At 61.9% G+C, this 23,201-nt stretch carries 24 protein-coding genes; 19 read left to right on the top strand and 5 right to left on the bottom strand.

Annotation, left to right across the window (positions count from 1 at the left end; translation table 11 throughout):
- Window positions 1-8 precede the first annotated feature (8 nt).
- Entirely contained in the window at window positions 9-2,057 is a 2,049-nt protein-coding gene (locus AD664_RS23880; protein WP_083454246.1) for a M3 family metallopeptidase, read from the top strand.
- Here AD664_RS23880 and AD664_RS23885 read toward each other — a convergent pair.
- On the bottom strand, window positions 1,999-2,679 hold the full coding sequence (locus tag AD664_RS23885) for a tyrosine-protein phosphatase (protein ID WP_053150407.1): 681 nt from the start codon (window positions 2,677-2,679) through the stop codon (window positions 1,999-2,001). The genes AD664_RS23880 and AD664_RS23885 overlap by 59 nt on opposite strands.
- A gap of 185 nt (window positions 2,680-2,864) precedes the next feature.
- On the opposite strand from AD664_RS23885, the gene AD664_RS23890 reads away from it, so the two are divergent.
- The 3 genes from AD664_RS23890 to AD664_RS23900 all read left to right on the top strand — a co-directional run bounded on the left by AD664_RS23890 (window position 2,865) and on the right by AD664_RS23900 (window position 6,532).
- Window positions 2,865-3,923 (top strand): PA0069 family radical SAM protein, encoded by a 1,059-nt coding sequence (locus AD664_RS23890; RefSeq protein ID WP_053150410.1) that lies wholly within the window; start codon window positions 2,865-2,867, stop codon window positions 3,921-3,923.
- A gap of 254 nt (window positions 3,924-4,177) precedes the next feature.
- Window positions 4,178-4,909 (top strand): carbonic anhydrase, encoded by a 732-nt coding sequence (locus AD664_RS23895; protein WP_053150414.1) that lies wholly within the window; start codon window positions 4,178-4,180, stop codon window positions 4,907-4,909.
- 93 nt (window positions 4,910-5,002) lie between these two features.
- Window positions 5,003-6,532: a SulP family inorganic anion transporter gene (locus tag AD664_RS23900; RefSeq protein ID WP_053150417.1), complete on the top strand. Its 1,530-nt coding sequence runs from the start codon at window positions 5,003-5,005 to the stop codon at window positions 6,530-6,532.
- 117 nt (window positions 6,533-6,649) lie between these two features.
- Here AD664_RS23900 and AD664_RS23905 read toward each other — a convergent pair whose 3' ends face one another.
- Window positions 6,650-7,300, bottom strand: a complete 651-nt coding sequence (locus tag AD664_RS23905) for a hypothetical protein (protein WP_053150420.1) — start codon at window positions 7,298-7,300, stop codon at window positions 6,650-6,652.
- A gap of 374 nt (window positions 7,301-7,674) precedes the next feature.
- On the opposite strand from AD664_RS23905, the gene coxB reads away from it, so the two are divergent.
- The 4 genes from coxB to AD664_RS23925 all read left to right on the top strand — a co-directional run bounded on the left by coxB (window position 7,675) and on the right by AD664_RS23925 (window position 12,072).
- Entirely contained in the window at window positions 7,675-8,802 is a 1,128-nt protein-coding gene (gene coxB, locus AD664_RS23910; protein ID WP_042731241.1) for a cytochrome c oxidase subunit II, read from the top strand.
- An 82-nt stretch (window positions 8,803-8,884) separates the two neighbouring features.
- Window positions 8,885-10,477 (top strand): cytochrome c oxidase subunit I, encoded by a 1,593-nt coding sequence (gene ctaD / locus AD664_RS23915; protein ID WP_024778458.1) that lies wholly within the window; start codon window positions 8,885-8,887, stop codon window positions 10,475-10,477.
- A gap of 131 nt (window positions 10,478-10,608) precedes the next feature.
- A complete protein-coding gene (locus AD664_RS23920) occupies window positions 10,609-11,160 on the top strand; it encodes a cytochrome c oxidase assembly protein (RefSeq protein WP_042731240.1) in 552 nt (183 codons plus the stop codon).
- Window positions 11,161-11,184: 24 nt separating this feature from the next.
- Window positions 11,185-12,072 (top strand): cytochrome c oxidase subunit 3, encoded by an 888-nt coding sequence (locus tag AD664_RS23925; protein WP_053150423.1) that lies wholly within the window; start codon window positions 11,185-11,187, stop codon window positions 12,070-12,072.
- Window positions 12,073-12,081: 9 nt separating this feature from the next.
- Here the strand turns inward: AD664_RS23925 and AD664_RS23930 are convergent, their stop codons facing one another.
- Window positions 12,082-12,285: a twin transmembrane helix small protein gene (locus AD664_RS23930; protein WP_042731238.1), complete on the bottom strand. Its 204-nt coding sequence runs from the start codon at window positions 12,283-12,285 to the stop codon at window positions 12,082-12,084.
- Between the two features lie 70 nt (window positions 12,286-12,355).
- Here AD664_RS23930 and AD664_RS23935 point away from each other — a divergent pair, with 70 nt between their 5' ends.
- The 8 genes from AD664_RS23935 to arsH all read left to right on the top strand — a co-directional run bounded on the left by AD664_RS23935 (window position 12,356) and on the right by arsH (window position 18,199).
- Complete coding sequence (locus tag AD664_RS23935; RefSeq protein WP_053150425.1) at window positions 12,356-13,093, top strand: SURF1 family protein; 738 nt, start codon at window positions 12,356-12,358, stop codon at window positions 13,091-13,093.
- Window positions 13,059-13,652 carry a hypothetical protein gene (locus tag AD664_RS23940; RefSeq protein WP_053150686.1) on the top strand — a complete coding sequence of 198 codons (594 nt, stop codon included), beginning with the start codon at window positions 13,059-13,061 and terminating at the stop codon, window positions 13,650-13,652. The genes AD664_RS23935 and AD664_RS23940 overlap by 35 nt, the downstream gene beginning before the upstream one ends.
- Window positions 13,653-13,662: 10 nt before the next feature.
- Complete coding sequence (locus AD664_RS23945; RefSeq protein WP_053150428.1) at window positions 13,663-14,742, top strand: heme A synthase; 1,080 nt, start codon at window positions 13,663-13,665, stop codon at window positions 14,740-14,742.
- The gene (gene cyoE / locus AD664_RS23950; RefSeq protein WP_053150431.1) at window positions 14,730-15,629 is read left to right on the top strand and encodes a heme o synthase; all 900 of its coding nucleotides are present in this window, start codon (window positions 14,730-14,732) and stop codon (window positions 15,627-15,629) included. The genes AD664_RS23945 and cyoE overlap by 13 nt, the downstream gene beginning before the upstream one ends.
- Complete coding sequence (locus AD664_RS23955; protein ID WP_053150434.1) at window positions 15,626-16,261, top strand: SCO family protein; 636 nt, start codon at window positions 15,626-15,628, stop codon at window positions 16,259-16,261. Before cyoE ends, AD664_RS23955 begins: the two co-directional genes overlap by 4 nt.
- A 303-nt stretch (window positions 16,262-16,564) precedes the next feature.
- Window positions 16,565-16,927 carry a metalloregulator ArsR/SmtB family transcription factor gene (locus AD664_RS23960; RefSeq protein ID WP_053150689.1) on the top strand — a complete coding sequence of 121 codons (363 nt, stop codon included), beginning with the start codon at window positions 16,565-16,567 and terminating at the stop codon, window positions 16,925-16,927.
- A gap of 67 nt (window positions 16,928-16,994) precedes the next feature.
- Window positions 16,995-17,465 (top strand): arsenate reductase ArsC, encoded by a 471-nt coding sequence (locus AD664_RS23965; protein WP_053150437.1) that lies wholly within the window; start codon window positions 16,995-16,997, stop codon window positions 17,463-17,465.
- A complete protein-coding gene (gene arsH / locus AD664_RS23970) occupies window positions 17,465-18,199 on the top strand; it encodes an arsenical resistance protein ArsH (RefSeq protein ID WP_053150441.1) in 735 nt (244 codons plus the stop codon). The genes AD664_RS23965 and arsH overlap by 1 nt, the downstream gene beginning before the upstream one ends.
- A gap of 227 nt (window positions 18,200-18,426) precedes the next feature.
- Here the strand turns inward: arsH and AD664_RS23975 are convergent, their stop codons facing one another.
- Both AD664_RS23975 and AD664_RS23980 read right to left on the bottom strand, forming a co-directional pair.
- Window positions 18,427-18,663, bottom strand: coding sequence for a hypothetical protein (locus AD664_RS23975; protein WP_053150444.1), 237 nt, complete (start codon window positions 18,661-18,663; stop codon window positions 18,427-18,429).
- Window positions 18,660-19,844 (bottom strand): S-type pyocin domain-containing protein, encoded by a 1,185-nt coding sequence (locus AD664_RS23980; RefSeq protein ID WP_053150447.1) that lies wholly within the window; start codon window positions 19,842-19,844, stop codon window positions 18,660-18,662. The genes AD664_RS23975 and AD664_RS23980 overlap by 4 nt, the downstream gene beginning before the upstream one ends.
- A gap of 426 nt (window positions 19,845-20,270) precedes the next feature.
- On the opposite strand from AD664_RS23980, the gene AD664_RS23985 reads away from it, so the two are divergent.
- The 3 genes from AD664_RS23985 to AD664_RS23995 all read left to right on the top strand — a co-directional run bounded on the left by AD664_RS23985 (window position 20,271) and on the right by AD664_RS23995 (window position 22,994).
- Complete coding sequence (locus AD664_RS23985; RefSeq protein ID WP_371260986.1) at window positions 20,271-20,624, top strand: helix-turn-helix domain-containing protein; 354 nt, start codon at window positions 20,271-20,273, stop codon at window positions 20,622-20,624.
- Between the two features lie 226 nt (window positions 20,625-20,850).
- The gene (locus tag AD664_RS23990) at window positions 20,851-21,882 is read left to right on the top strand and encodes a histone deacetylase family protein (RefSeq protein WP_047735700.1); all 1,032 of its coding nucleotides are present in this window, start codon (window positions 20,851-20,853) and stop codon (window positions 21,880-21,882) included.
- 11 nt (window positions 21,883-21,893) lie between these two features.
- Window positions 21,894-22,994 (top strand): polyamine ABC transporter substrate-binding protein, encoded by a 1,101-nt coding sequence (locus AD664_RS23995; RefSeq protein ID WP_053150453.1) that lies wholly within the window; start codon window positions 21,894-21,896, stop codon window positions 22,992-22,994.
- Window positions 22,995-23,201 lie beyond the last annotated feature (207 nt).

Below are 23,201 nucleotides of genomic sequence, written 5' to 3' on the forward strand. Positions count from 1 at the left end.
AAGGCCCCATGCCCGACGACAACCCGCTGTTGCAGGCCTATGACCTGCCCCCGTTCGCACAGATCCAGGCTCGCCATTTCTCGCCGGCCCTCGACCGGATCCTGGCCGAGAGCCGCGCCCAAGTGGCCGACATCATCAAGACCCAGACGCCTTTTCCCACGTGGGACGACCTCGTGCTGGCCATGGACGCCATCCATTCGCGACTGGAGGGTTTCGGTTATCTGCTGCACCTGCTGACCTCGACCCGCACAGGGGACGCCTGGGCGCAGGTGGCCCTCGAGTGCAGCGAACGGCTGCATGATTTCCAGGCCTGGCTGAAACGCCATCCCACGCTGTTCACGCTCTACCGGCGCCTGGCGGACAGCGCGATCGCCCGGCATTTTTCACCGGCGCGCAAGCGAGTGCTGGAGAAAATCCTGCGGCGCTTGCACCACAATGGCGCAGCGGGGAGCTTGCCGGCCGACTTGGGCGTGTTGAAGCTGCGCATCAAGGAAATCCAGGGATTGTTCCTGGAGAACCTGCACATGGCCACCCAGGCCTGGCGCATGACGTTTGACGATGAAGCCCGGTTGCGTGGCCTGCCGCCCCGGTTCAAGCGGCAGATGGCCCGCCAGGCGCGGGAAGCCGGGCACGGCGGATGGCTGCTAACCCTCAGCGACGAGGCGTATGGCCTCGTCAGCCAGTACGCCGACGATCGCTTGCTGCGCCAGCAGGTGCACGAAGCCTACAGCACCCGCGCATCGGATCAGGGGCCCCACGCGGGGCAGTTCGACAACAGCGACATGCTCCGGCAATTGCTCGATGACCGGCATCGGTACGCCACGTCCCTGGGCTACACCGACTTTGCCCAGATGGCGATCGAGCCGGAGCAAGCCGCGTCCACCGAAGACGTGCGAGCGTTCCTGCGGCGCCAACTCGAACGCCAGCACCGTCACCTCAAGCGCGACGCCGACCAGCTCAAGGCGTTTGCCGCGCAGCAAGGCCTCGACGAACTCCAGCCTTGGGATTACCCGTACCTGGCCAACCAACTTCGCCAGCAAGCGGCCGGCGCATCCAAGGAGGCGCTGAGCGTCTGGTTCGCACTGGACGCCACTTTTGCACAGCTGTTGCAGATGGCCACGACGCTGTTCGGCGTCGACTTCGTCGAGCGCCAGGAGGTAGCGACCTGGCACCCGGACGTGCGTCTTTACGAGGTCCGTGAATGGGGGGCGGTGATCGGCTACCTGTATTTCGATCCGTTTTCGGACCCCAACCGAGACGGTTTCCCCCACACCAGCACCCTGCGAAACCGCCATATCACCGCCGAGGGCCGCCCCCGACACCCCATTGCCGTATTGCATGGCTGGCTGCCGCGCAGCGAGGGGCCGGAGCCGTTACTGCTCGACCACCTGCAACTGCGCATACTGTTCCACGAGTTCGGCCATTGCCTGCAGCATGTGTTGACCCGCGCCGACTATCGCGACCTGTCGGGCATCAACGGCCTGTCTCGCGACACTGCCGAGTTTGCCGGGGCGTTGTTCGAGCAATGGTGTTTTTCCAGGCAAGGCCTGGTGCGCGTCGCGCGGCACTATCAGAGCGGCGAAACCATGCCCGACACGGTCGCCGAGCAGTTGCTGACCTTCACCCGGACCCAGGCCAGTTGGGATACCGCCGTGCTGTTGCGCAACGCGCTGTTCGACCTGGAACTGCACCGCACCCACGGCGACGGGCGCAGCGCCCAGCAGGTCTTCGATCAAGCCAGCGCTAAATTGCAGCACCTGCCGATGACCACGACCGAACGCTGGCCCAACAGCCTGGATTACCTGGTGACCGGCTACGAGGCAAAGCTCTACGCTTACGCCTGGACGAAGGAGCTGGCCGCCAGTGTGTTCCACCGGTTCAAGCGCGAGGGGCTGTTCAACCCGGCCACCGGCCGCGCACTGCGTGAAATCATTTTTGCACCGGGGGACTCGCGACCGTTGTCCGAATCCATCGCCGCCTTTGCAGGCGCACCGCCGATCAGTGGTCCGGCCGGACCATCTGCGGATCGAGGTGCGGGGCCGAGACGGTCGAGTTGACCCAGCTTTCCAGGGAACACAGCGCGAAGACGCTGGTGCTGCAGTCACCGTTCGCCAACGCCAGACGGAGTTTCTCCACATCGGCCTGCATCACGTAACGAACGCCGTCCTTGAAGTGATGGCTGTCACCGAAGCCGCCTTCGGTCATTTCGTTCAAGGCGTCCTCTTTGCTCCAGCCCTGCACCACCACCCGGTACATGGCCGCCACCAGCCCGGTGCGGTCCGAGCCGTGCTTGCAGTGCATCAGCACCGGCCCCTTGGCTTCCGCGGCCTGGACGGCGCGCAGGGCGCGAAGGATGTCGCTGTCGTCGACGTGATTGGTGCGATAAGGCAGCCGGACCTGTTCAATACCAGGGTCGGAGAGCCAGCGCGCATCCGATTCCGGCAGGAACGTGATAACCGTGCCGATCCGCAGCTTCGTCAGCAATGGCATAGCGCCGCCGTTCGGCAAGGAGCTGCGGTAAAGCGTGGGCGACATCTGGTAAAGGTTGTAATCCTTTTCCACAGGCTGCGCCCATTCAGGGGGGCGAGTCTGCACGGCATCCGCCGCCTGGGCGGGCATTTCGGCCAGCCCGATGAGCAAGGCCAGGCAACACAGTGAACGGGAGCAGAGCTTGAGCATGCACGCAGGACCGCAAACGAGAAGGTTCGGAGGTGCACAGTGTCGGCTCGCTCCGGTTAAAAACCCGTAAGCAGGACGTCAAAGTGTTGTGAATTGCGCTTGGCGATGGTCGGGCCGCTGAATGGCACTGGTTCGAAGGCAAGGGGCACGATACTGTATGCCCATACAGCTTCGGAGTATTCGCCATGTCAGCCCCCCTGCCGCCACGTGGCCGTGGCACCGCGGCCAACCCGCACAACCGCTTCGCCCCCAGCCGCTCGGTGGTCGAGGATGACGGCTGGTACCAGGAAGTGCCGCCAACCCAGGGCACTGAAATCCGCTTCGAAACAGCGAAGACCATCATCACCCGCAACACCTCGCCGGACATCCCTTTCGATCGCTCGATCAACCCCTACCGCGGCTGTGAGCACGGCTGCATCTACTGTTACGCCCGTCCCAGCCATGCGTACTGGGACATGTCGCCGGGGCTGGATTTCGAAACCCGGCTGATCGCCAAGAGCAACGCCGCCGATGTGCTGGAAGAACAGCTGTCCAAGCGTGGCTATCAATGCGCGCCGATCAACCTGGGCTCCAACACCGACCCCTACCAGCCCATCGAGCGCGAGCAGCGCATCACCCGCAGGGTCCTGGAAGTGCTGCTGCGCTACCGCCATCCGGTGACCATCGTGACCAAGGGCTCGCTGATTCTGCGCGACCTGGACCTGCTCACGGAACTGGCCCGCCAGCGGCTGGTGGCGGTGATGATCAGCCTCACCACCCTGGACGATGAGCTCAAGCGCATTCTCGAACCGCGCGCGGCGGCGCCCAAGGCGCGGTTGCGGGCAATCAAAGTCATGCGCGAGGCCGGCATCCCGGTGGGGGTGCTGTGTGCACCGATGATCCCGATGATCAACGACAGCGAGATCGAAGCCCTGCTGGCCGAAGCCCACGCCGCCGGCGCCCAGTCGGCGTCGTACATCATGTTGCGTCTGCCCTTGGAGGTGGCGCCGCTGTTCGAGCAATGGCTGCAGGCGCATTACCCGCAGCGCGCCGCCCACGTGATGAGCCTGGTCCGCCAGAGCCGTGGTGGCGAACTGTACGACAGCCAGTTCGGCAGCCGCATGCGCGGCGAAGGCCCGTTCGCCGACCTGCTGGTCCAGCGTTTCACCAAGGCGATCAAGCGCCTGGGGCTGGATCGGCGCGAAGGCTACACGCTCGATTGCGACGCCTTTTGTCCGCCGGGCCGACAAATGTCCTTGATTTGAATACAGTTGACCTTGAAACAGCGTTGAAACAACGTTCACCCACCGGGGCCTGACCTCGCCTGGTTGTGATTCATGCCTTGTAATCTACGTCCTAGAGCCGTTGATTCAGTTTGAGTTAAGTTTCGGCCGCTACCTTGTTTCACGAGTGACTGACGGGTCGAACCCATCGACCTGGACGTTTTTTAACCAGCCACTAGTGGCCAGTGTGACTGGATCCGTCACGTTGGACACCGAACCGTCAAAGAGGATGAATCATGAGTGACAAGGATAAACAGCCGTTGGCTGCGTCGGCTTCAGCCCAACCCGAGGCGGAGACCGCCGATGCAGCGCTGCAGCATATTGTTGACGGCTTTTTGCATTTCCATCACGAAGTCTTCCCACAGCAGGAAGAGCTTTTCAAGAAACTCGCCACCGCCCAATCTCCCCGGGCGATGTTCATCACCTGCGCGGACTCGCGCATCGTGCCCGAGTTGATCACCCACAGTTCCCCCGGCGACCTGTTCGTCACCCGTAACGTCGGCAACGTCGTCCCGCCCTACGGGCAGATGAACGGCGGCGTGTCCACGGCCATCGAGTACGCCGTGCTGGCCCTCGGTGTGCAGCACATCATTGTCTGCGGCCATTCCGATTGCGGTGCCATGCGTGCCGTGCTCAACCCGCAAACCCTGGAACAAATGCCCACGGTCAAGGCCTGGCTGCGCCACGCCGAAGTGGCCAAGACCATGGTCCATGACAACTGCCCGTGCGGCGACGAAAAACAGACCATGCCCATCCTCACCGAAGAGAACGTGATCGCACAGTTGCAGCACTTGCGAACGCACCCTTCGGTGGCCTCGCGCATGGCCAGCGGCCAGCTGTTCATCCATGGCTGGGTGTACAACATCGAGACCAGCGAGATCAAAGCCTTCGACGCGGACCGGGGTTGTTTCCTGCCGCTCGACGGTAGCCGACCGATCCCGGTGGCGACGCCCAAAGCGCGCTTCTAACCGCTCCTAATACCATCCTTGCGTGGAACAAAGCCTGCCGCCCTTTCGGCGGTCGGGCCTTGCCATGCCTGAAGAAACTTCGGGAGAGTCGCCATGCGTGCTGCTCAATTAAAAGCTGTTCTGCCACGCGAGCTACTCGCTTCCGTGGTTGTGTTCCTGGTGGCGCTGCCCTTGTGCATGGGCATTGCCATCGCCTCCGGCCTGCCGCCCGCCAAAGGGCTGGTCACCGGCATCATCGGTGGTCTGGTGGTGGGTTTCCTCGCCGGCTCCAAATTGCAGGTCAGTGGCCCGGCCGCCGGGTTGGCGGTGCTGGTCTTCGAACTGGTGCGCCAACATGGCGTGGCGATGCTCGGGCCGATCCTGCTGCTGGCCGGGCTCCTGCAACTGCTGGCCGGGCGCTTTCGCCTCGGCTGCTGGTTCCGGGTGACCGCACCGGCGGTGGTCTACGGGATGCTGGCGGGCATCGGCGTGCTGATCGTGTTGTCCCAGGTCCATGTGATGCTCGACGCGGCGCCCAAGCCGTCCGGGCTGGATAACCTGCTGGCCTTCCCGGCTGCGGTGGGCCAGGCCTTGCCGTCCTTCGGCTGGCAGGCCGGGCTGCTCGGCCTGTCGACGATTGCGGTGATGTGGCTGTGGGAAAAGTTTCGTCCCCACAGCCTGCGCTTCGTCCCCGGCGCCTTGCTCGGCGTAGGCCTGGCGACCGTCGCCAGCCTGATGCTGGCCTTGCAGGTCAAACGCGTGGAAGTCCCGGACAACCTCGCCGACGCCATCGACTGGTTGCGTCCGGCAGACCTGCTGAACCTGGCTGACCCGACGGTACTGATCGCCGCCTTCGCGGTCGCGTTCATCGCCAGCGCCGAAACCCTGTTGTCGGCCGCGGCGGTGGATCGCATGCACAGCGGCGAACGGGCGGACTTCGACCGGGAACTCTCGGCCCAAGGCATCGGCAACATGCTGTGCGGCCTGGTCGGCGCCTTGCCGATGACCGGTGTGATCGTGCGCAGCTCCGCCAACGTCCAGGCCGGGGCAACCACCCGGATGTCGACGATTTTCCACGGCCTGTGGCTGTTGCTGTTCGTGTTGCTGCTGTCCAGCGTGCTGCAGAGCATTCCGGTGGCGAGCCTGGCGGGGGTGCTGGTGTACACCGGTTTCAAACTGGTGGACGTCAAGGCCTTTCGAAACCTGGGCCGCTATGGCCGGATGCCGATGTTCACCTACGCCGCCACGGCGCTGGCCATCATCTTCACCGACCTGCTGACCGGCGTGCTGATCGGTTTCGGCCTGACCCTGGCGAAACTGGCCTGGAAAGCCTCGCGGTTGAAGATCAGCCTGATCGACCTGCCCCAGGAAGGTGAGATGGAACTGCGGCTGGTGGGCGCGGCGACCTTCCTCAAGGTCCCGGCACTGACCCAGGTGCTGGACACCCTGCCAGAAGGCGTAACGGTGCATGTACCGCTCAATAACCTGAGCTACATCGACCATTCGTGCCTGGAGCTGTTGGAAGAATGGGGCCGGGCGAATGCCAGCAAGGGCTCGAAGCTGTTGATCGAATCCCGCGGGCTCAAGCGTCGGCTGGAGGGGCGGTTGCGCACGACCGTCGGGGTGGGCGCAGCTTCTGCCTGATATCCAATAAACGCTGTGGGAGCGGGCTTGCTCGCGAAGGCGTAGTGTCAGGCACCGCTTTCGTTAACTGATACATCGCTTTCGCGAGCAAGCCCGCTCCCACACGGGTTATGTGTTTCAAGCCGCTGGCTGATCCAGCTCCAGGCCCAGGCCCAGGCGGCGTGACATGCAAGGCCAGCGTTTCCACGCGGCGCCGGTGTGCGGGCTGCTGAGCTTCTCGCGGTAGGTTTCCACCGACTCCAGGGCGAACGTCTCGTCGTTGAGCATCTCGTCGAAGGCGTGATGCACCACTTCATCGAGTTGGTTGGCAAAGGCTTCGCCGATCAACTGGTGGGCAATCAGATTGGCGACCGTCATGTCCAGGGGGATCAGTGGCTGGCCGAAATGCTTGATGTACAGGTCATTGACCTCTTCGACGAATCGATGGGCCAGGTAGGCTTCGTCCAGCAGGCTGTCGAGCCCGACATGGCCGGCCATGATCGTCGGCGGCTGGAGGAAGTACTGTTCGGCGATCTTCAGGACCGGCTTGATCTGCGGCTCGATGCCCGCCTCTTTGGCGACTTCGTTGGCGGCATCCAGCAGGTCAGGCACTTCATCGATGTAGGCGGCGACAAAGCGCGCCAGGACGGCGTTGGCATTCGCCTCGGGCAATTGGATAGCACGGTGCAGGTGAGGTAACTGGTTTTCCAACTGACGGGCCAACTGGCCGGTCTGGGCTTCGTGTTGTTGGGCTTTTTGGATCTGCTCGCGCAATGCGGCGGTGTTCATGACAACTCCAGGGAAACAAAGGCAATGAAATAGGGAAGACATAACTTAGCTGGCGCAAACACACTCCTAAGACCTATTTTTCATAATTGCGCTCTTCCTTGATGCGTCACAGTTATATCGGTTTGCCATCACTCAAGGCCGAATGGTTCTCCATTCGCGGTCCCTGGCGCAAGTCCCCCTGTTTCAAACGATTTACGCGGTCGCGTTGCGAGGTTGCAGTCGCTGTCTATACTCGGGTTGGAATGGAGTTAGCTGATGACACCCGATGCATAGGCAGCAAGGCACGGCGGTCGAGTTCGCAGTCTGATGTAGCCGCTCTCCTTGCCGCAGGCGTTACGCCTACGGGATAACAAGAACGATAAGGGGAACCCGCAATGACGCGACATCCACACGTATGGATGGGCCTCCTGTTGTGGTCGATTTTCAGTCAGGCACAAGCCGCCTGGACTGTGAATATGGCGCCTGGAGCGACACAGATCAGCAACGCAGTGTTCGACTTGCACATGACCATCTTCTGGATCTGTGTAGTCATCGGCATCATCGTCTTCGGCGCCATGTTCTGGTCGATGATGATGCACCGCCGCTCAACCGGCCAGAATGCCGCCCACTTCCACGAAAACACCCGCGTCGAGATCCTCTGGACGATCGTGCCTTTCGTGATCCTGGTGGCCATGGCGATTCCCGCCACCGCCACGCTGATCAAGATGTATGACTCCAGCGAGTCGGACATCGACATCCAGATCACCGGCTACCAATGGAAATGGCACTACAAATACCTGGGCCAGGACGTCGAGTTCTTCAGCAACCTGGCCACGCCCGCCGAACAGATCCATAACCAGAGCGCCAAGGGCGAGCACTACCTGCTGGAGGTCGACAAGCCGCTGGTGCTGCCGGTCGATGCCAAGGTGCGCTTTCTGGTGACCTCCGCCGACGTGATCCACTCCTGGTGGGTGCCGGCCTTCGCGGTCAAGCGCGATGCGATTCCCGGTTTCGTCAACGAAGCCTGGACCCGCGTCGACAAGCCCGGCGTGTATCGCGGCCAATGCGCCGAACTGTGCGGCAAGGACCACGGGTTCATGCCGATCGTGGTCGAGGTCAAGAGCAAGCCCGACTACGAGAAATGGCTGGGTGAACGCAAGGCCGAAGCCGCGCAGCTCAAGGAGCTGACCAGCAAGGAATGGACCCTCGACGAGCTCAAGGAACGTGGCGACAAGATCTACCACACCACTTGCGTGGCCTGTCACCAGGCCGAAGGCCAGGGCCTGCCGCCGATGTTCCCGGCACTCAAGGGCTCGAAGATCGCCACCGGACCCAAGGCCGATCACTTGAGCATCGTCTTCCACGGCAAGCCCGGCACCGCCATGGCGGCGTTCGGCAAGCAGTTGTCGGAGGTCGATATCGCGGCCGTCGTGACCTATGAACGTAACGCCTGGGGCAACAACAAGGGCGACATGGTCACGCCTAAAGAAGTGCTGGAACTCAAACAGGCGGAAAGCAAATGAGCCGGCCTGAAGCGTTTTCCCGCAACCGGTCGGGGCTCGCCGCTCCGCGCCGTCCAGCCCAATCGTTCGAAGGAGACAGGACATGAGTGCTGTGATCGATGACCACGGTCATGCCGGCGCCGACCACGCCCACGGCCCCGCCAAGGGCCTGATGCGCTGGGTACTGACCACCAACCACAAGGACATCGGCACGCTGTACCTGTGGTTCGCCTTCTCCATGTTCCTGCTGGGCGGCTCGTTCGCCATGGTGATCCGCGCCGAGCTGTTCCAGCCCGGCCTGCAGATCGTGGAGCCGGCGTTCTTCAACCAGATGACCACCATGCACGGCCTGGTGATGGTCTTCGGCGCGGTGATGCCGGCCTTTGTCGGCCTCGCCAACTGGATGATCCCGTTGATGATCGGCGCGCCGGACATGGCCCTGCCACGCATGAACAACTTCAGCTTCTGGCTGTTGCCGGCCGCGTTCCTGCTGCTGGTGTCGACGTTGTTCACCGCCGGCGGCGGGCCGAACTTCGGCTGGACCTTCTACGCCCCGCTTTCCACCACCTATGCGCCGGAAAGCGTGACGTTCTTCATCTTTGCCATCCACCTGATGGGCATCAGTTCGATCATGGGCGCGATCAACGTGATCGCCACCATCCTCAACCTGCGCGCCCCCGGCATGACGCTGATGAAAATGCCGCTGTTCGTCTGGACCTGGCTGATCACCGCGTTCCTGCTGATCGCGGTGATGCCGGTGCTGGCCGGCTGCGTGACGATGATGCTGATGGACATCCACTTCGGCACCAGCTTCTTCAGTGCCGCCGGCGGCGGTGACCCGGTGCTGTTCCAGCACGTGTTCTGGTTCTTCGGCCATCCCGAGGTGTACATCATGATCCTGCCGGCCTTCGGTGCCGTCAGCTCGATCATCCCGGCGTTCTCGCGCAAGCCGTTGTTCGGCTACACCTCGATGGTCTACGCCACCGCGGCCATTGCGTTCCTGTCGTTCATCGTCTGGGCGCACCACATGTTCGTGGTGGGCATCCCGCTGGTGGGCGAGCTGTTCTTCATGTACGCCACCTTGCTGATCGCCGTGCCCACCGGGGTGAAGGTGTTCAACTGGGCCAGCACCATGTGGCAAGGCTCGCTGACCTTCGAGACGCCGATGCTGTTCGCCGTGGCGTTCGTGATCCTGTTCTCCATCGGCGGCTTCTCCGGGCTGATGCTGGCCATCGCCCCGGCGGACTTCCAGTACCAGGACACCTACTTCGTGGTCGCGCACTTCCACTACGTACTGGTGCCCGGCGCAATCTTCGGGATCTTCGCCTCGGCCTACTACTGGCTGCCGAAATGGACCGGCCACATGTACGACGAGACCCTGGGCAAGCTGCACTTCTGGCTGTCGTTCATCGGGATGAACATGGCGTTCTTCCCGATGCACTTCGTCGGCCTGGCCGGTATGCCCCGGCGTATTCCCGACTACAACCTGCAGTTCGCCGACTTCAACATGGTCTCGTCCATTGGCGCGTTCATGTTCGGCACCACGCAGATCTTCTTCCTGTTCATCGTGATCAAGACCATCCGTGGCGGCCCACCGGCACCGGCCAAGCCATGGGATGGCGCCGAAGGGCTGGAGTGGAGCGTGCCGTCGCCGGCGCCCTACCACACCTTCACTACGCCGCCGGAAGTGAAATGAGATGACACACAGGCCTCCTGTGGGAGCGGGCTTGCTCGCGAATCAGAAGACGCGGTCTGACAGAAACACCGCGTCATCGTTCTTCGCGAGCAAGCCCGCTCCCACAAGGTTCGGTGCAAGGAGCCGATGCCATGGCTGACTCGATTTCGCTGAAGAAACTGGTCACCCGCCTGCTGGTCGTGGTGGTGGCCATGTTCGTCTTCGGTTTCGCCCTGGTGCCGATCTACGACGTGATGTGCAAGGCGTTCGGCATCAACGGCAAGACTGCCGGGCAGTACGAGGGCGAGCAGGTCACCGATGCGTCGCGCCAGGTGCGCGTGCAATTCCTGTCGACCAATGCGGTGGACATGCCCTGGGACTTCTACCCCAAGGGCGATCAGTTGGTGGTCCAGCCGGGTGCCGTGAACGAAATGGTCTTCGTCGCGCACAACCCCACCAACCGGCCGATGAGTGCCCAGGCCGTGCCAAGCATCGCGCCGAGCACCGCGGCGGCGTACTTCCACAAGACCGAATGTTTCTGCTTTACCCAGCAAGTGCTGCAACCCGGAGAACGCATCGAAATGCCCATGCGCTTCATCGTCGACCGGGACATGCCCAAGGATGTGAAGCACCTGACGCTGTCCTACACGCTGTTCGATATCACCGCTCGTCATCCACCGGTGGCTCTAAACACTGACCGATAGCGTGCCCGATAAGGAGAACAATAAATGGCAACTCACGAACACTATTACGTTCCGGCCCAGAGCAAATGGCCGATCATCGCCACGGTCGGGATGTTCGTCACGGTGTATGGCCTAGCGACCTGGTTCAACGACCTGAAGGCCGCGCGACCGGAGTCCCATGGCCCGCTGATCTTCTTCATCGGCGGCCTGCTGGTGGCCTACATGCTGTTCGGCTGGTTCGGCGCGGTGATCAAGGAAAGCCGCGCCGGGCTCTACAGCCCGCAGCTCGACCGCTCGTTCCGCTGGGGCATGAGCTGGTTCATTTTCTCGGAGGTGATGTTCTTCATCGCCTTCTTCGGTGCGCTGTTCTATGTCCGCCACGTGTCGGTGCCGGGCCTGGCGGGCGAAGGCACCAAGGGCCTGTCGCACATGCTCTGGCCCAACTTCGAATACGCCTGGCCATTGCTGAACAACCCTGACCCGAAACTCTACCCGGCACCCAAGGAGGTCATCAGCCCCTGGGGGCTGCCGCTGCTCAACACCGTGCTGCTGGTCAGCTCCAGCGTCACCATCACCATCGCCCACCACGCGCTGAAGAAAGGCCATCGCGGTGCGCTGAAGCTATGGCTGGCGATTACCGTGCTGCTGGGGTGCGCCTTCCTGGGCTTCCAGGCCGAGGAGTACATCCACGCCTACAAGGAACTGGGCCTGACCCTGGGTTCCGGCGTCTACGGCGCCACCTTCTTCATGCTCACGGGGTTCCACGGCGCCCACGTCACCATCGGCACGATCATCCTGTTCGTCATGCTGATGCGCATCCTGCGCGGGCATTTCGATAACGAGCATCAGTTCGGCTTCGAGGCGGCGAGTTGGTATTGGCACTTCGTCGACGTGGTGTGGATCGGCTTGTTCATCTTCGTCTACGTGCTCTAGGAGCACGCGTTACCACGGGGCATGGGACACCAGCTGGCCGCTGAAGAAACCCCAGGCGATCAAGCCGACGGTGACCGCGGCCAAGCCGACCCGAACGGCCAGGGCAATCAGCAGGCGATTGGAATCGCTGTCGTCCTTGACCAGGAAAAACAGGCCGCTGAACAGGCTCGCAACCGTGGCAATCAGCATCAGGACGATGGCTGCTTTTAGCATTGGGATACTCCGGGGGGGACGCGATGCAGGTGAGTATAGCTATCCCGTTCGAGCACTTTCGGACGGCGCCATGAGAGGCTTCCGGCCGGGCCTCGTGCCGACGCTGGTGGTGGCCGTGCTGGTGCCGCTGATGGTGTGCCTGGGGTTCTGGCAGTTGAGCCGTGGCGAATACAAGCGCGTGCTCATGCAGCAATACGCCGAGCGCCGCGTGGCGCCCCCGATGGACAGCACCGAACTGGCGCAGACCACCGACCCGGCTTTTCGCGTGGTCGAGCTGCAAGGTCACTTCGACGTCGAGCACAGCATCCTGCTGGACAACCGCCAGCACGACGGCCAGGTCGGCGTCGAACTGCTGCAACCGTTTCTCGACCGTGCAACCGGCGCATGGCTGCTGGTCAATCGCGGCTGGCTGCCATGGCCTGACCGTCGCACGCCTCCCGTCTTCAGCACCCCGGAGCAACCGGTGAGCGTTCAAGCCTGGGTCTATGTCGCACCGGGCGCCACCTTCCAGCTCCACGCCGACCCGGTGGCCGCCCCGTGGCCGCGCCTGGTCACCGCCATCGAACCGGACAAACTCTGGGCGGAACTGGGGCGCAACGGCTTCAGCTATGAACTGCGCCAGCAAGGCGGCCCGGGCGCCTATCGGACCGACTGGCCGGTGGTGAGCATGGGCCCGGAAAAACACCTCGGTTATGCCGTGCAGTGGTTCGCCATGGCGGCGGCGCTGTTCGGCCTTTTTCTTTATCTCGGATGGCACAACGCAGGGAGACCGCATGGGAACCACCATGAATCCAACCAACACGTCTGAGGCACCCGCCACGCCCAGCCGGCGCAAAGGGCGCCTGCAACTGCTGCTGATCGTGTTCGGCGTGATCGGGCCGATGATCCTCGCCACCGGCATGTACAAGTTCCAGTTCTGGGTGCCCGACAGCCGCAGCTACCACGGCGAACTGATCGGCAACGGCCAGACCCGCGCCGAGATCGGCGTGCAGGCCGACGAGCAGCGCTGGCAGATCCTGGTCACCGCACCGCAGGCGTGCTCGGTGGATTGCCGGCAACTGGTGTACCTGGCCCGGCAGGTGCAGATCGGCCTCGGTCGCGACGCGTCCCGCGCCAGCCATGCCCTGGCCATCGCCCAGCCGCTGGACGCCGAGTACGACGCCCAATTGCAGCGCGAGTATCCGCAACTGCAGCGCTACCCGCTGGACCTGCCGGCCTACCGCAAAGGTGCCCAGGACACGGGCGGCGCCCAGCTGTGGATCATCGACCCCCACAGCAACCTGGTGCTGCGCTACGACGCCCGCGTCAAGGGCAAGGACCTGCTCAACGACCTGCGCCACCTGCTGAAACTGTCGAACATCGGATGAGGGCATCGACATGGCCAAACCTGGATTTCGCCTTGCGCTGTTTGCCACGTTGCTGGCACTGATCGTCGTATTGCTGGGCGCCTACACCCGCCTGACCCACGCCGGCCTCGGTTGCCCGGACTGGCCCGGTTGCTACGGTTTCATCAGCGTGCCCAAGAGCGAAGCCCAACTGGCCCATGCCGAGCTGCACTTTCCCGACGCGCCGGTGGAAGCCCATAAAGGCTGGAACGAGATGGTCCACCGCTACTTTGCCGGGACCCTCGGGCTGCTGATCACCGTGCTCGCCGCCCGGGCCTGGATGAACCGTCGGCACCCCGGCCTGCCGTTGAAACTGCCGCTGTTCCTGCTGGCCGTGGTCTTCGCGCAAGCGGCGTTCGGCATGTGGACCGTGACCCTCAAGCTCTGGCCGCAGGTGGTCACCGGGCATTTGCTCGGCGGCTTTGCCACCCTGAGCCTGTTATTTTTGCTGACCTTGCGCCTGTCCGGCGTGTTGCCGGCACTGACCGTGCCCAAGCGCCTGCAACACTGGGCCACCGCCGGGTTGTTGCTGGTGATCGGCCAGATCGCCCTGGGCGGTTGGGTCAGTTCCAACTACGCCGCGGTGGCCTGTATCGACTTCCCCACCTGCCACGGCCAATGGCTGCCGCCAGCGGATTTCGCCAACGGCTTTCACCTGACCCAACACATCGGCCCCAATTACCTGGGCGGGCAGCTCGACAGCAATGCCCGCACCGCCATCCACCTGACCCACCGCATTGGCGCGCTGCTGGTCACGGTGGTGCTGCTGGGGTTGGCCTGGCAGTTGAAGACGGTCGGCATGACCCGCCTCGCCGGCCTGGTGCTGGTGGCCCTGGCGGCGCAAATCACCCTGGGCATCAGCAACGTGCTGTTCCATTTGCCGCTGCCGGTGGCCGTCGCCCACAACGCCGGGGGCGCCGCGCTGCTGCTGACCCTGGTGCTGGTCAATTATCACGCCCGGACCAGCTTGGTCCGGGTCAGGCATCAGGTGCCGCTGCGCTGGCGGTTCACGCCGCATAAGCACGGCGCCAGCCCCATCACGATAAAAGGAGAGATGCCATGGCAACCCTGACCGGTGAACGCCACAGCCGGGCGATCTGGCGCGATTACCTGGAGCTGACCAAGCCCAAGGTGGTGGTGCTGATGTTGATCACCTCGCTGGTAGGCATGTTCCTCGCCACTCGCGCCGGCGTACCGTGGACGGTGCTGGTGTTCGGCAACCTGGGGATCGCCTTGTGCGCCGGTGGCGCGGCGGCGGTCAACCACGTGGTGGACCGGCGCATCGACGCGGTCATGGCCCGTACCCACAAACGGCCGCTGGCCGAGGGCCGCGTATCCCCTGCCGCCGCCCTGACCTTCGCCCTGGCCCTGGCCGTGGCCGGGCAAGCGTTGCTGCTGGCCTTCACCAACCCGCTGACCGCCTGGCTGACCCTGGCCTCCTTGCTGGGCTATGCGGTGGTCTACACCGGTTTCCTGAAACGGGCGACGCCGCAGAACATCGTCATCGGCGGCCTCGCCGGCGCCGCGCCGCCGCTGTTGGGCTGGGTGGCCGCCACCGGTCACGTCAGCGCCGAACCGCTGCTGCTGGTGCTGATCATCTTCGCCTGGACCCCACCGCACTTCTGGGCCCTGGCCATCCATCGCAAGGAGGAATACGCCAAGGCCGACATCCCGATGCTGCCGGTGACCCACGGCGAGCACTACACCAAGGTGCATATCCTGCTGTACACCCTGGTGCTGCTGGCGGTGAGCCTGATGCCGTTCGTGATCCAGATGAGCGGGATGCTCTACCTGATTTGCGCCCTGGTACTCGGCGCCCGGTTCCTGCAATGGGCCGTGGTGTTGTACCGTGGCAGCCGGCCGCACGCGGCGATCAACACGTTCAAGTACTCTATCTACTACTTGTTCCTGTTGTTCATCGCCCTGCTTGTAGATCATTACTTACTGTTGAGCCTATGACTCGAACCCAGAAAACCGTCTTCGCCCTCGTGGCCGTGATCGCGCTGATCCTCGGCCTTACCGTCAACAAGGTGCTGTCCGGCAAGGGCGAAGGCGACCCGACGGGGCTGATCGACGCCGGCATCATCCTGCTGCCCCAGAGTCGCAACCTGCCGGACGTGAAAATGACCGACCAGGACGGCCAACCGGTGGCGATGGATGGCTTGAAAGACAAATGGAGCCTGCTGTTCTTCGGCTACACCTTCTGCCCGGACATCTGCCCGACCACCCTCGCCCAGCTGCGCCAGATCAAAAGCGAGTTGCCGAAGGAGGCTGTGGACAAGCTGCAGATCGTGCTGGTGAGCGTCGACCCGAACCGCGACACGCCCCAGCAGCTCAAGCAGTACCTGGGCTACTTCGATCCGCAGTTCAAAGGCCTCACCGCCTCTTCCATCGAAGACCTGCAAAAACTCGCCAATGCGGTGAGCATTCCGTTCATCCCGGCGGACACCAGCAAACCCAACTACACCGTCGATCACAGCGGCAACCTCGCCGTCATCGGCCCGGACGGTAAGCAACGCGGGTTCATCCGCGCGCCGTTGAATAATCAGAAGCTGGTGGCGCAGTTGCCGGAGATGCTCAAGCGTAAATAGCCCCACCAATCCCCTGTGGGAGCGAGCTTGCTCGCGATGAATTCAACACAATTCCCGTGGCGAGGGAGCTTGCTCCCGCTCGACTGCGCAGCAGTCGCAAAACCAGAGAACTCGGTTTACCTGAAGAAACACCGGGGCCTGCTACGCAGGCCAGCGAGAGCAAGCTCCCTCGCCACAAAGGTTTCATCCGACTGAAGTGAACGGCATCAGGCGTTCGACGCCAGGCCTTTCATCAAATATCGCCTTGCACGAAACATATGGAAATACGTATATTCGATTTTCCATATGTTACGAGTGCGCGACATGATCACGCCCCTCGATGTCTTCAAGAGCCTGGCCGACGAGACTCGCGTCCGCGCCATCCTGCTGATTGCCGAACAAGGCGAGCTCTGCGTTTGCGAGTTGATGTGCGCACTCGACGACAGCCAGCCAAAGATCAGCCGACACCTTGCCCTACTGCGCAGCAACGGCTTGCTGCTTGATCGCCGTCAGGGCCAATGGGTCTATTACCGTCTTAATCCGGCGCTTCCCGATTGGGTGCGTGACATCCTGCAACGGACTTCGAAGGCCAATATCGACTGGCTCAAGGACAACACCTCCCGCCTACAGCATATGAACGGACGTCCCGTGCGCGAAACAGCCTGCTGCCCAGCCCTTATCGAGTGATTCACCCTTTCTGCTCTGGCGTTGCGCCTTAGCCTCTGACGACCGCCGAAAGCGGCAGGAGTACCCCATGCGAATCCTGTTCATGTGCACCGCCAATAGCTGCCGGAGCGTGCTGAGCGAAGGGTTGTTCAACCACATGGCACCCGAGGGAATAAGCGCGATCAGTTCGGGAAGCGTCCCTAGTGGGCGCCTCAATCCACGCGCAGTCAGCACCTTGCAGAACCTCGGCATCGACACCTCAAGGCTCTACAGCAAGGGCTCTGAAAGCTTCGCCGATAACCCGCCAGACATAGTGATCACGGTATGTGATAAGGCCAGGGGCGAGCCTTGCCCTGTCTACTTCGGACCGGCGATCAAGAGTCACTGGGGCCTGGCTGATCCATCGGATGTGCAAGGCAGTGATGAGGAGGTGCAAGCGGCATTCGACGCGACGGTCGCGAAAATCCGCCAGCGCTTTGCGGCGTTCTTTGCTCTCGACCTCAGCACCCTTGGCAAGACAGAACTGAAACAGGCGTTGGACGCCGTGGGAGCGCTGTGATGACCGAATTCACCCGCGACACCGCTAATGAGTTCCCGAATCTCGATCTGTCACTGCTTGACGTCCCGACCCCGGAGAAACTGTCGGAACGAGCAGTGCCACCCCATAAACCGCGCATCCTTTTACTGTATGGGTCGACCCGTGAACGTTCCTTCAGCCAGTTACTGACACGAGAGGCTGCGCGCCTTCTGGAACTCATGGGCGCTGAGACGGTTGTCTTCGATCCTTCCGGGTTGCCGTTGCCAGACGACGCACCGGTTGACCACCCCAAGGTGCAGGAGCTCCGTGACCTGGTGATGTGGTCGGAGGGGCAGGTTTGGTGCTCGCCAGAACGTCACGGCTCCATGTCTGCCGTATTCAAGGCACAGATCGACTGGATCCCCCTCGCACTCGGGGCGGTTCGTCCCTCGCAGGGCAAGACCCTGGCAGTGATGCAGGTCTGTGGCGGATCTCAATCGTTCAACACGGTGAACCAGCTTCGCGTGCTGGGTCGTTGGATGCGCATGGTCACGATCCCCAATCAATCATCGGTGCCGAAAGCCTTTCTCGAGTTCGATGAAGCAGGGCGCATGAAACCCTCGCCCTACTACGACCGCGTTGTGGATGTGATGGAGGAGCTGATGAAGTTCACGCTGCTCGTGCGAGGCCGCGAACATTACTTGGTGGATCGTTACTCCGAGCGCAAAGAAAGCGCCGAAGCGCTCTCCAAGCGCGTGAACCAACGGTCTATTTAGGCGATTCGGTTTGCCATGTAATTGGCACTAGCGGGACACAGACTGCGGAAAATCTGAAGAAACACAGGGGCCTGCTAAGCAGGCCAGCGGGAGCAAGCTCCCTCGCCACAATTCGTATTTCAGTAAATAAATTTGTCCCTATTTCTCCTGACCAGGGCGACGATTTGCTCGGCTGGCACGCGTTCAAGCAGGGACTGGATAATGAGACGGCCCACCAAACCCTATGGCTAATTTGCCAGATGCGATGAAATCTGGAAGTCGCATTTCGGGTCATCGAAGTTTGTACTTATCATTTTTTCGATTTGGATGATTTGGTCCTGGGTGAGGTTGTATACGAACAGCTCGTCCTCGGGCCTGCTCCAATGCATGATCGCTCTCAGCTCTTCAGTGTGACCAAGTGGAATCGGGAGTACAAACTTCAAATCTTCAGTGATTTTGTCATAGGCGCAAATCTCAAAAATCATGGTTCTATCTTCCGTTTCGGATTGGCTGGTTTGGTTTGAGCTCCTGTGACCGGATCGTATTCGCCAAGGTGGTTTCCTCTTTTATCGTAGGTTTCCAATGCGCCATGTTGGTAGTCCCACTCCAAAATTTTTCCGTCCGACAATTTCCAGCGTTTTCGCAACGCACCACCTTTCATTCGGGTTTTACCCTTCGCATAGGTTGCATCGGGATATGCCGAGAGTGACTTCGGCGCCGGATGGTAATCATGGTGGGAAGTGCTCACCACTACATAAACCGGTCGAACCCCCGACTCCACCGGAAACACCAAAATAAAATCCCGATACTCCGGCGGATAAATCGGATCAACAATGATGCTGTCGGCCATCGGCGTCGGCGGATAGATCCAGACCGCAGGCGCCTGAGGCGCCGCTTCCAAAGCTGGGATACCCAACGTGTCAGCCGGATCAATAGCCGGCGTCCAGATCAACTCGACACCGTCGCCCAGATCAGCAACATACTGATCGGCCCGAGGAGCGAGGTGAACCACATCCACCATTTCCCAATCACGATTCTGCCCGGTGTAATAACCGTACCCTTTGAGGCTACCGTCTGCCTGCTGCTCGATTTGCAAGCGCATACGGCTGCGGGCCTGCTTGAGGTTGCGCAGTTGCTCTTCGGAATAAAGCGAGCTATCGCCCAGGCTGGAAGGCCAGAGCAGGGCGACCAGGCCGGTCAACAGGCCGGCTATGACGGTGCTGCCGGCCGCTGCCTTGGCCGTTCCAAGCGCTGTGCCGCCGAGGGCGAACCCGCCCACCGAGACGGGCATTGCACCAGCGGCAATCCGCTTGAGGGGAACAGCCCCCGATGCGTCAGCCTGCCGGCCACCGAGCCAAACCAACTCGCCGTACTGCTTGACCAGGTCTGCCGGCACGTAGCCGTTGGGGTTGCTGTAATCAGTGATGCCGTCAGGCAGCTTGCAGCTCTTGGCGAACACGCTTCCAACCACGGGTCGTAGCTTTTTCTCTACCGTGGCCCAGCGTTCCTTCTCATAGGCAGCCTGCCGGGCAAGCATGGCTTCATGAGCCAATTGCCCGGCTTCGCGCTCGGCCAGTTCGCTGGGAGTCATGTCCCGATAGGTGACGTGATGGCCGTCGCCGCCGGGCGGGTTTTGAACCTGGGGGATATTTTTTTTGCGTGTCACGGAGGGGGAAGTCTCGTCCAGTCAAGGCAAGACGGACGCTAACGCAGGGGCGGAGGGTTGGGCTGTAGGCCCCTTCTACATCGGTTGCGCCGTTTTCCTAGGGCTTCGTGGGAAAAACACTGAGTGCGTGACGTTGTTGGCGAGCGGCTTTGGATTTATTGCCCCCTTCAATAACATTCACGTGGATGCTTGCTCCTGCTTCTCCACCTTCTGAGAGTCAAGCCAGGCTGACCACCGCACCTCCAAGCCACATATCCTTGCGCCTTTGCCTACAACCGCACCAGAATCCGCCGGCTTTTCAGCCCTGCCCTCGAGCTCTATCGTTTCCATAACACTGGCCGAGCCGGTATCGATGACACTCGGGCATGCTAGCTCCCCGGGAAAGTCATAGGCCCGACCGCATCAAGCTTTCGGCAGCTAGCTTTGGTGGCTCATGTTCACCGGTACACACCGTCTACATACTCAAATCATGGAACGTATCCAATCAATCTCGCGCGGATAGACTGGTGTTGTACCGATCACGGTATGACTCGGGACGAGCTCGCCCGTGAGATCGATATAGCACCTGCCAGCTTTGAAAAAGTGATGGCCGGCGAGGCGGGGCTGACCTTCAACCAGTTGCGTAAGCTGGCGGCCTTTTTCGGGCGAGGCACCTTATTTTTCATGGAGCCAGGGCCGGTCAACGAAGCAAAGGTGCACTCGCCGCAGTTCCGCACCTTGAGCAATCAGAAACCGGAGCTTTCGCATCGCCTCGTCTCCCTCAGAATATCGGTTGACTAGTCAGCCAGATAGATCGTGTTGAGTTTTGGGGCTGCTTCGCACCCCAACGGGGATAAATCCCCTCGCCACAGAGAGAATGCCCACCTCTCCTTGCCCCCCACAAAGAGCCATTTACGGTCAAACCTTTTGGCCATTTCGATCCCCTTTTGGCCGCTCCTGCCGTTCTCTCCAACAGCGCATCCCGCAAGACTGTCAGTTACCGGAACAGCCTTGCGGAGAACAATAAATGCTGACGATCTATTCCGACGATCACCACCTGCATCACGGCCGCTGTGAGTTGATGGATGGGCAGCTGATGCCCTGTTTCGAGATGCCTTCGCGGGCCGATCATGTGCTGGAGCGGGTCAAGGCGCGGGCGTTGGGCCCGGTCGAGGCGCCACGGGATTTTGGTCTCGGGCCGATCCAGCGTATCCACAGCGCGGCGTACCTGGCGTTTTTCAAAGGAGCCTGGGAGCGCTGGGCCGCGTTCAATCGCGAGGGAGATCTGTTGCCCTATACCTGGCCGGCGCGGACGTTGCGCACGGTCATGCCAACCAGCCTGCACGGCCAGCTCGGCTATTACAGTTTCGATGGCGGCGCGCCGATCACTGCCGGCACCTGGCAGGCGGCCTACAGCGCCGCCCAGGTGGCCCTGACCGCCCAGGCCGACATCCAGGCCGGCGCCCGCAGTGCGTTTGCGTTGTGCCGCCCGCCGGGGCATCACGCCGCCGGTGACTTGATGGGCGGTTATTGCTACCTCAACAACGCCGCCATCGCCGCCCAGGCTTTTCTCGACCAGGGTCATCGCAAGGTCGCCATCCTCGATGTGGATTACCACCACGGCAATGGCACCCAGTCGATTTTCTACGGGCGCAGCGACGTGTTGTTCGCCTCGATCCACGGCCATCCAGAGGCGGAGTTTCCGTTTTTCCTGGGTTACGCCGACGAGCACGGCGAGGGCGACGGTGAAGGTTTTAACTTCAACTATCCTTTGCCGGCCGGCTCGGGCTGGGACACCTGGAGCGCGGCGCTGGAGCAGGCCTGTGGCGAAATCCGTGGCTACGACGCCGATGTGATTGTCGTGTCCCTGGGTGTGGACACGTTCAAGGACGACCCGATCTCCCAATTCAAGCTCGACAGCCCGGATTACCTGGCGATGGGCAAACGCATCGCCGCACTCGGCAAGCCGACCCTGTTCGTGATGGAAGGCGGGTACGCGGTGGCAGAAATCGGCATCAACGCCGTGAACGTCCTTGAAGGTTTCCAAAGCGCCCAATGAGGAAGAAAAGCATGAGCAGACTCAAGCGTTTGATGGTTCCAGCCCTGTGTGCTGCGCTGTTCGGCGGCGCGGTACATGCCGAAGAGCGGACCCTGCGGGTCTACAACTGGTTCGACTACATCACGCCCAAGGCGCTGGAGGATTTCAAGGCGCAGAACAGCCAGGTCAAGCTGGTCTATGACATCTTCGACACCAACGAGGCCCTGGAAGCCAAGCTGCTGACCGGTAACTCGGGCTACGACGTGGTGGTGCCGTCCAATGTGTTCCTGGCCAAGCAGATCGAAGCCGGGGTGTTCCAGCCCCTGGACCGCAGCAAGCTGCCGAACTGGAATCACCTCGATCCCAAGCTGATGAAGCTGATCGAAGCCAACGACCCGGGCAACCAATTCGCCGTGCCCTACATGTACGGCACCATTCTGATCGGCTTCAACCCGGACAAGGTCAAGGCCGCCCTGGGTGACAGCGCGCCGGTGAACAGTTGGGACCTGATCTTCAAGGAAGAGAACATCAGCAAGCTCAAGCAGTGTGGCGTGGCGCTGCTCGATTCGCCATCGGAAATCCTGCCCCTGGCCTTGCAGCACCTGGGACTGGACCCCAACAGCAAGAAGCCGGCGGACTACGCCAAGGCCGAAGCGCTGTTGATGAAGATCCGTCCGTACATCACCTATTTCCACTCGTCCAAGTACATGGCCGACATCGCCAACGGCGACATCTGCGTGGCGGTCGGTTACTCCGGCAGCTTCTCCCAGGCGGCCAACCGGGCCAAGGATGCCAAGAACGGCGTTGTCGTGGACATGCGCTTGCCCAAGGAAGGCGCGCCGATCTGGTTCGACATGCTCGCCATCCCCAAGGGAGCGAAGAACCCGGAAGATGCCTACACCTTCATCAACTATCTGCTGCAACCGCAGGTGATCGCCCCGATCAGCGACTTTGTCGGCTACCCGAACCCGAACAAGGACGCCACGGAAAAGGTCGACCCGGCGATCCGCCAGAACCCCAACCTGTACCCGACCGAAGCGGCCATGGCCACGCTGTACACCTTGCAACCCTTGCCACGGGACGCCGAACGGGCGCGCACGCGGGCTTGGACGAGGATCAAGTCGGGTCAATAGCGCAGTGAGGTCGTCCCTGACCTGAGGGTGTGAAAGCCTTGGCATACCCGCAATTGCAGTGTGGGAGCGGGCTTGCTCGCGATGGCGGTGAGTCAGGCACCGCCGTGCTGAATGAGCTGGCGTCTTCGCGGGCAAGCCCGCTCCCACAGGGTCGGTGGGGTTTGTAGTCCTGGATACACCCGCTCCCACAGGGTCGGTGGGGTTTGT

Origin of the sequence: Pseudomonas sp. P97.38 (genome assembly GCF_001269745.1) — a bacterium.
Taxonomy (GTDB): Bacteria; Pseudomonadota; Gammaproteobacteria; order Pseudomonadales; family Pseudomonadaceae; genus Aquipseudomonas; species Aquipseudomonas chlororaphis_E.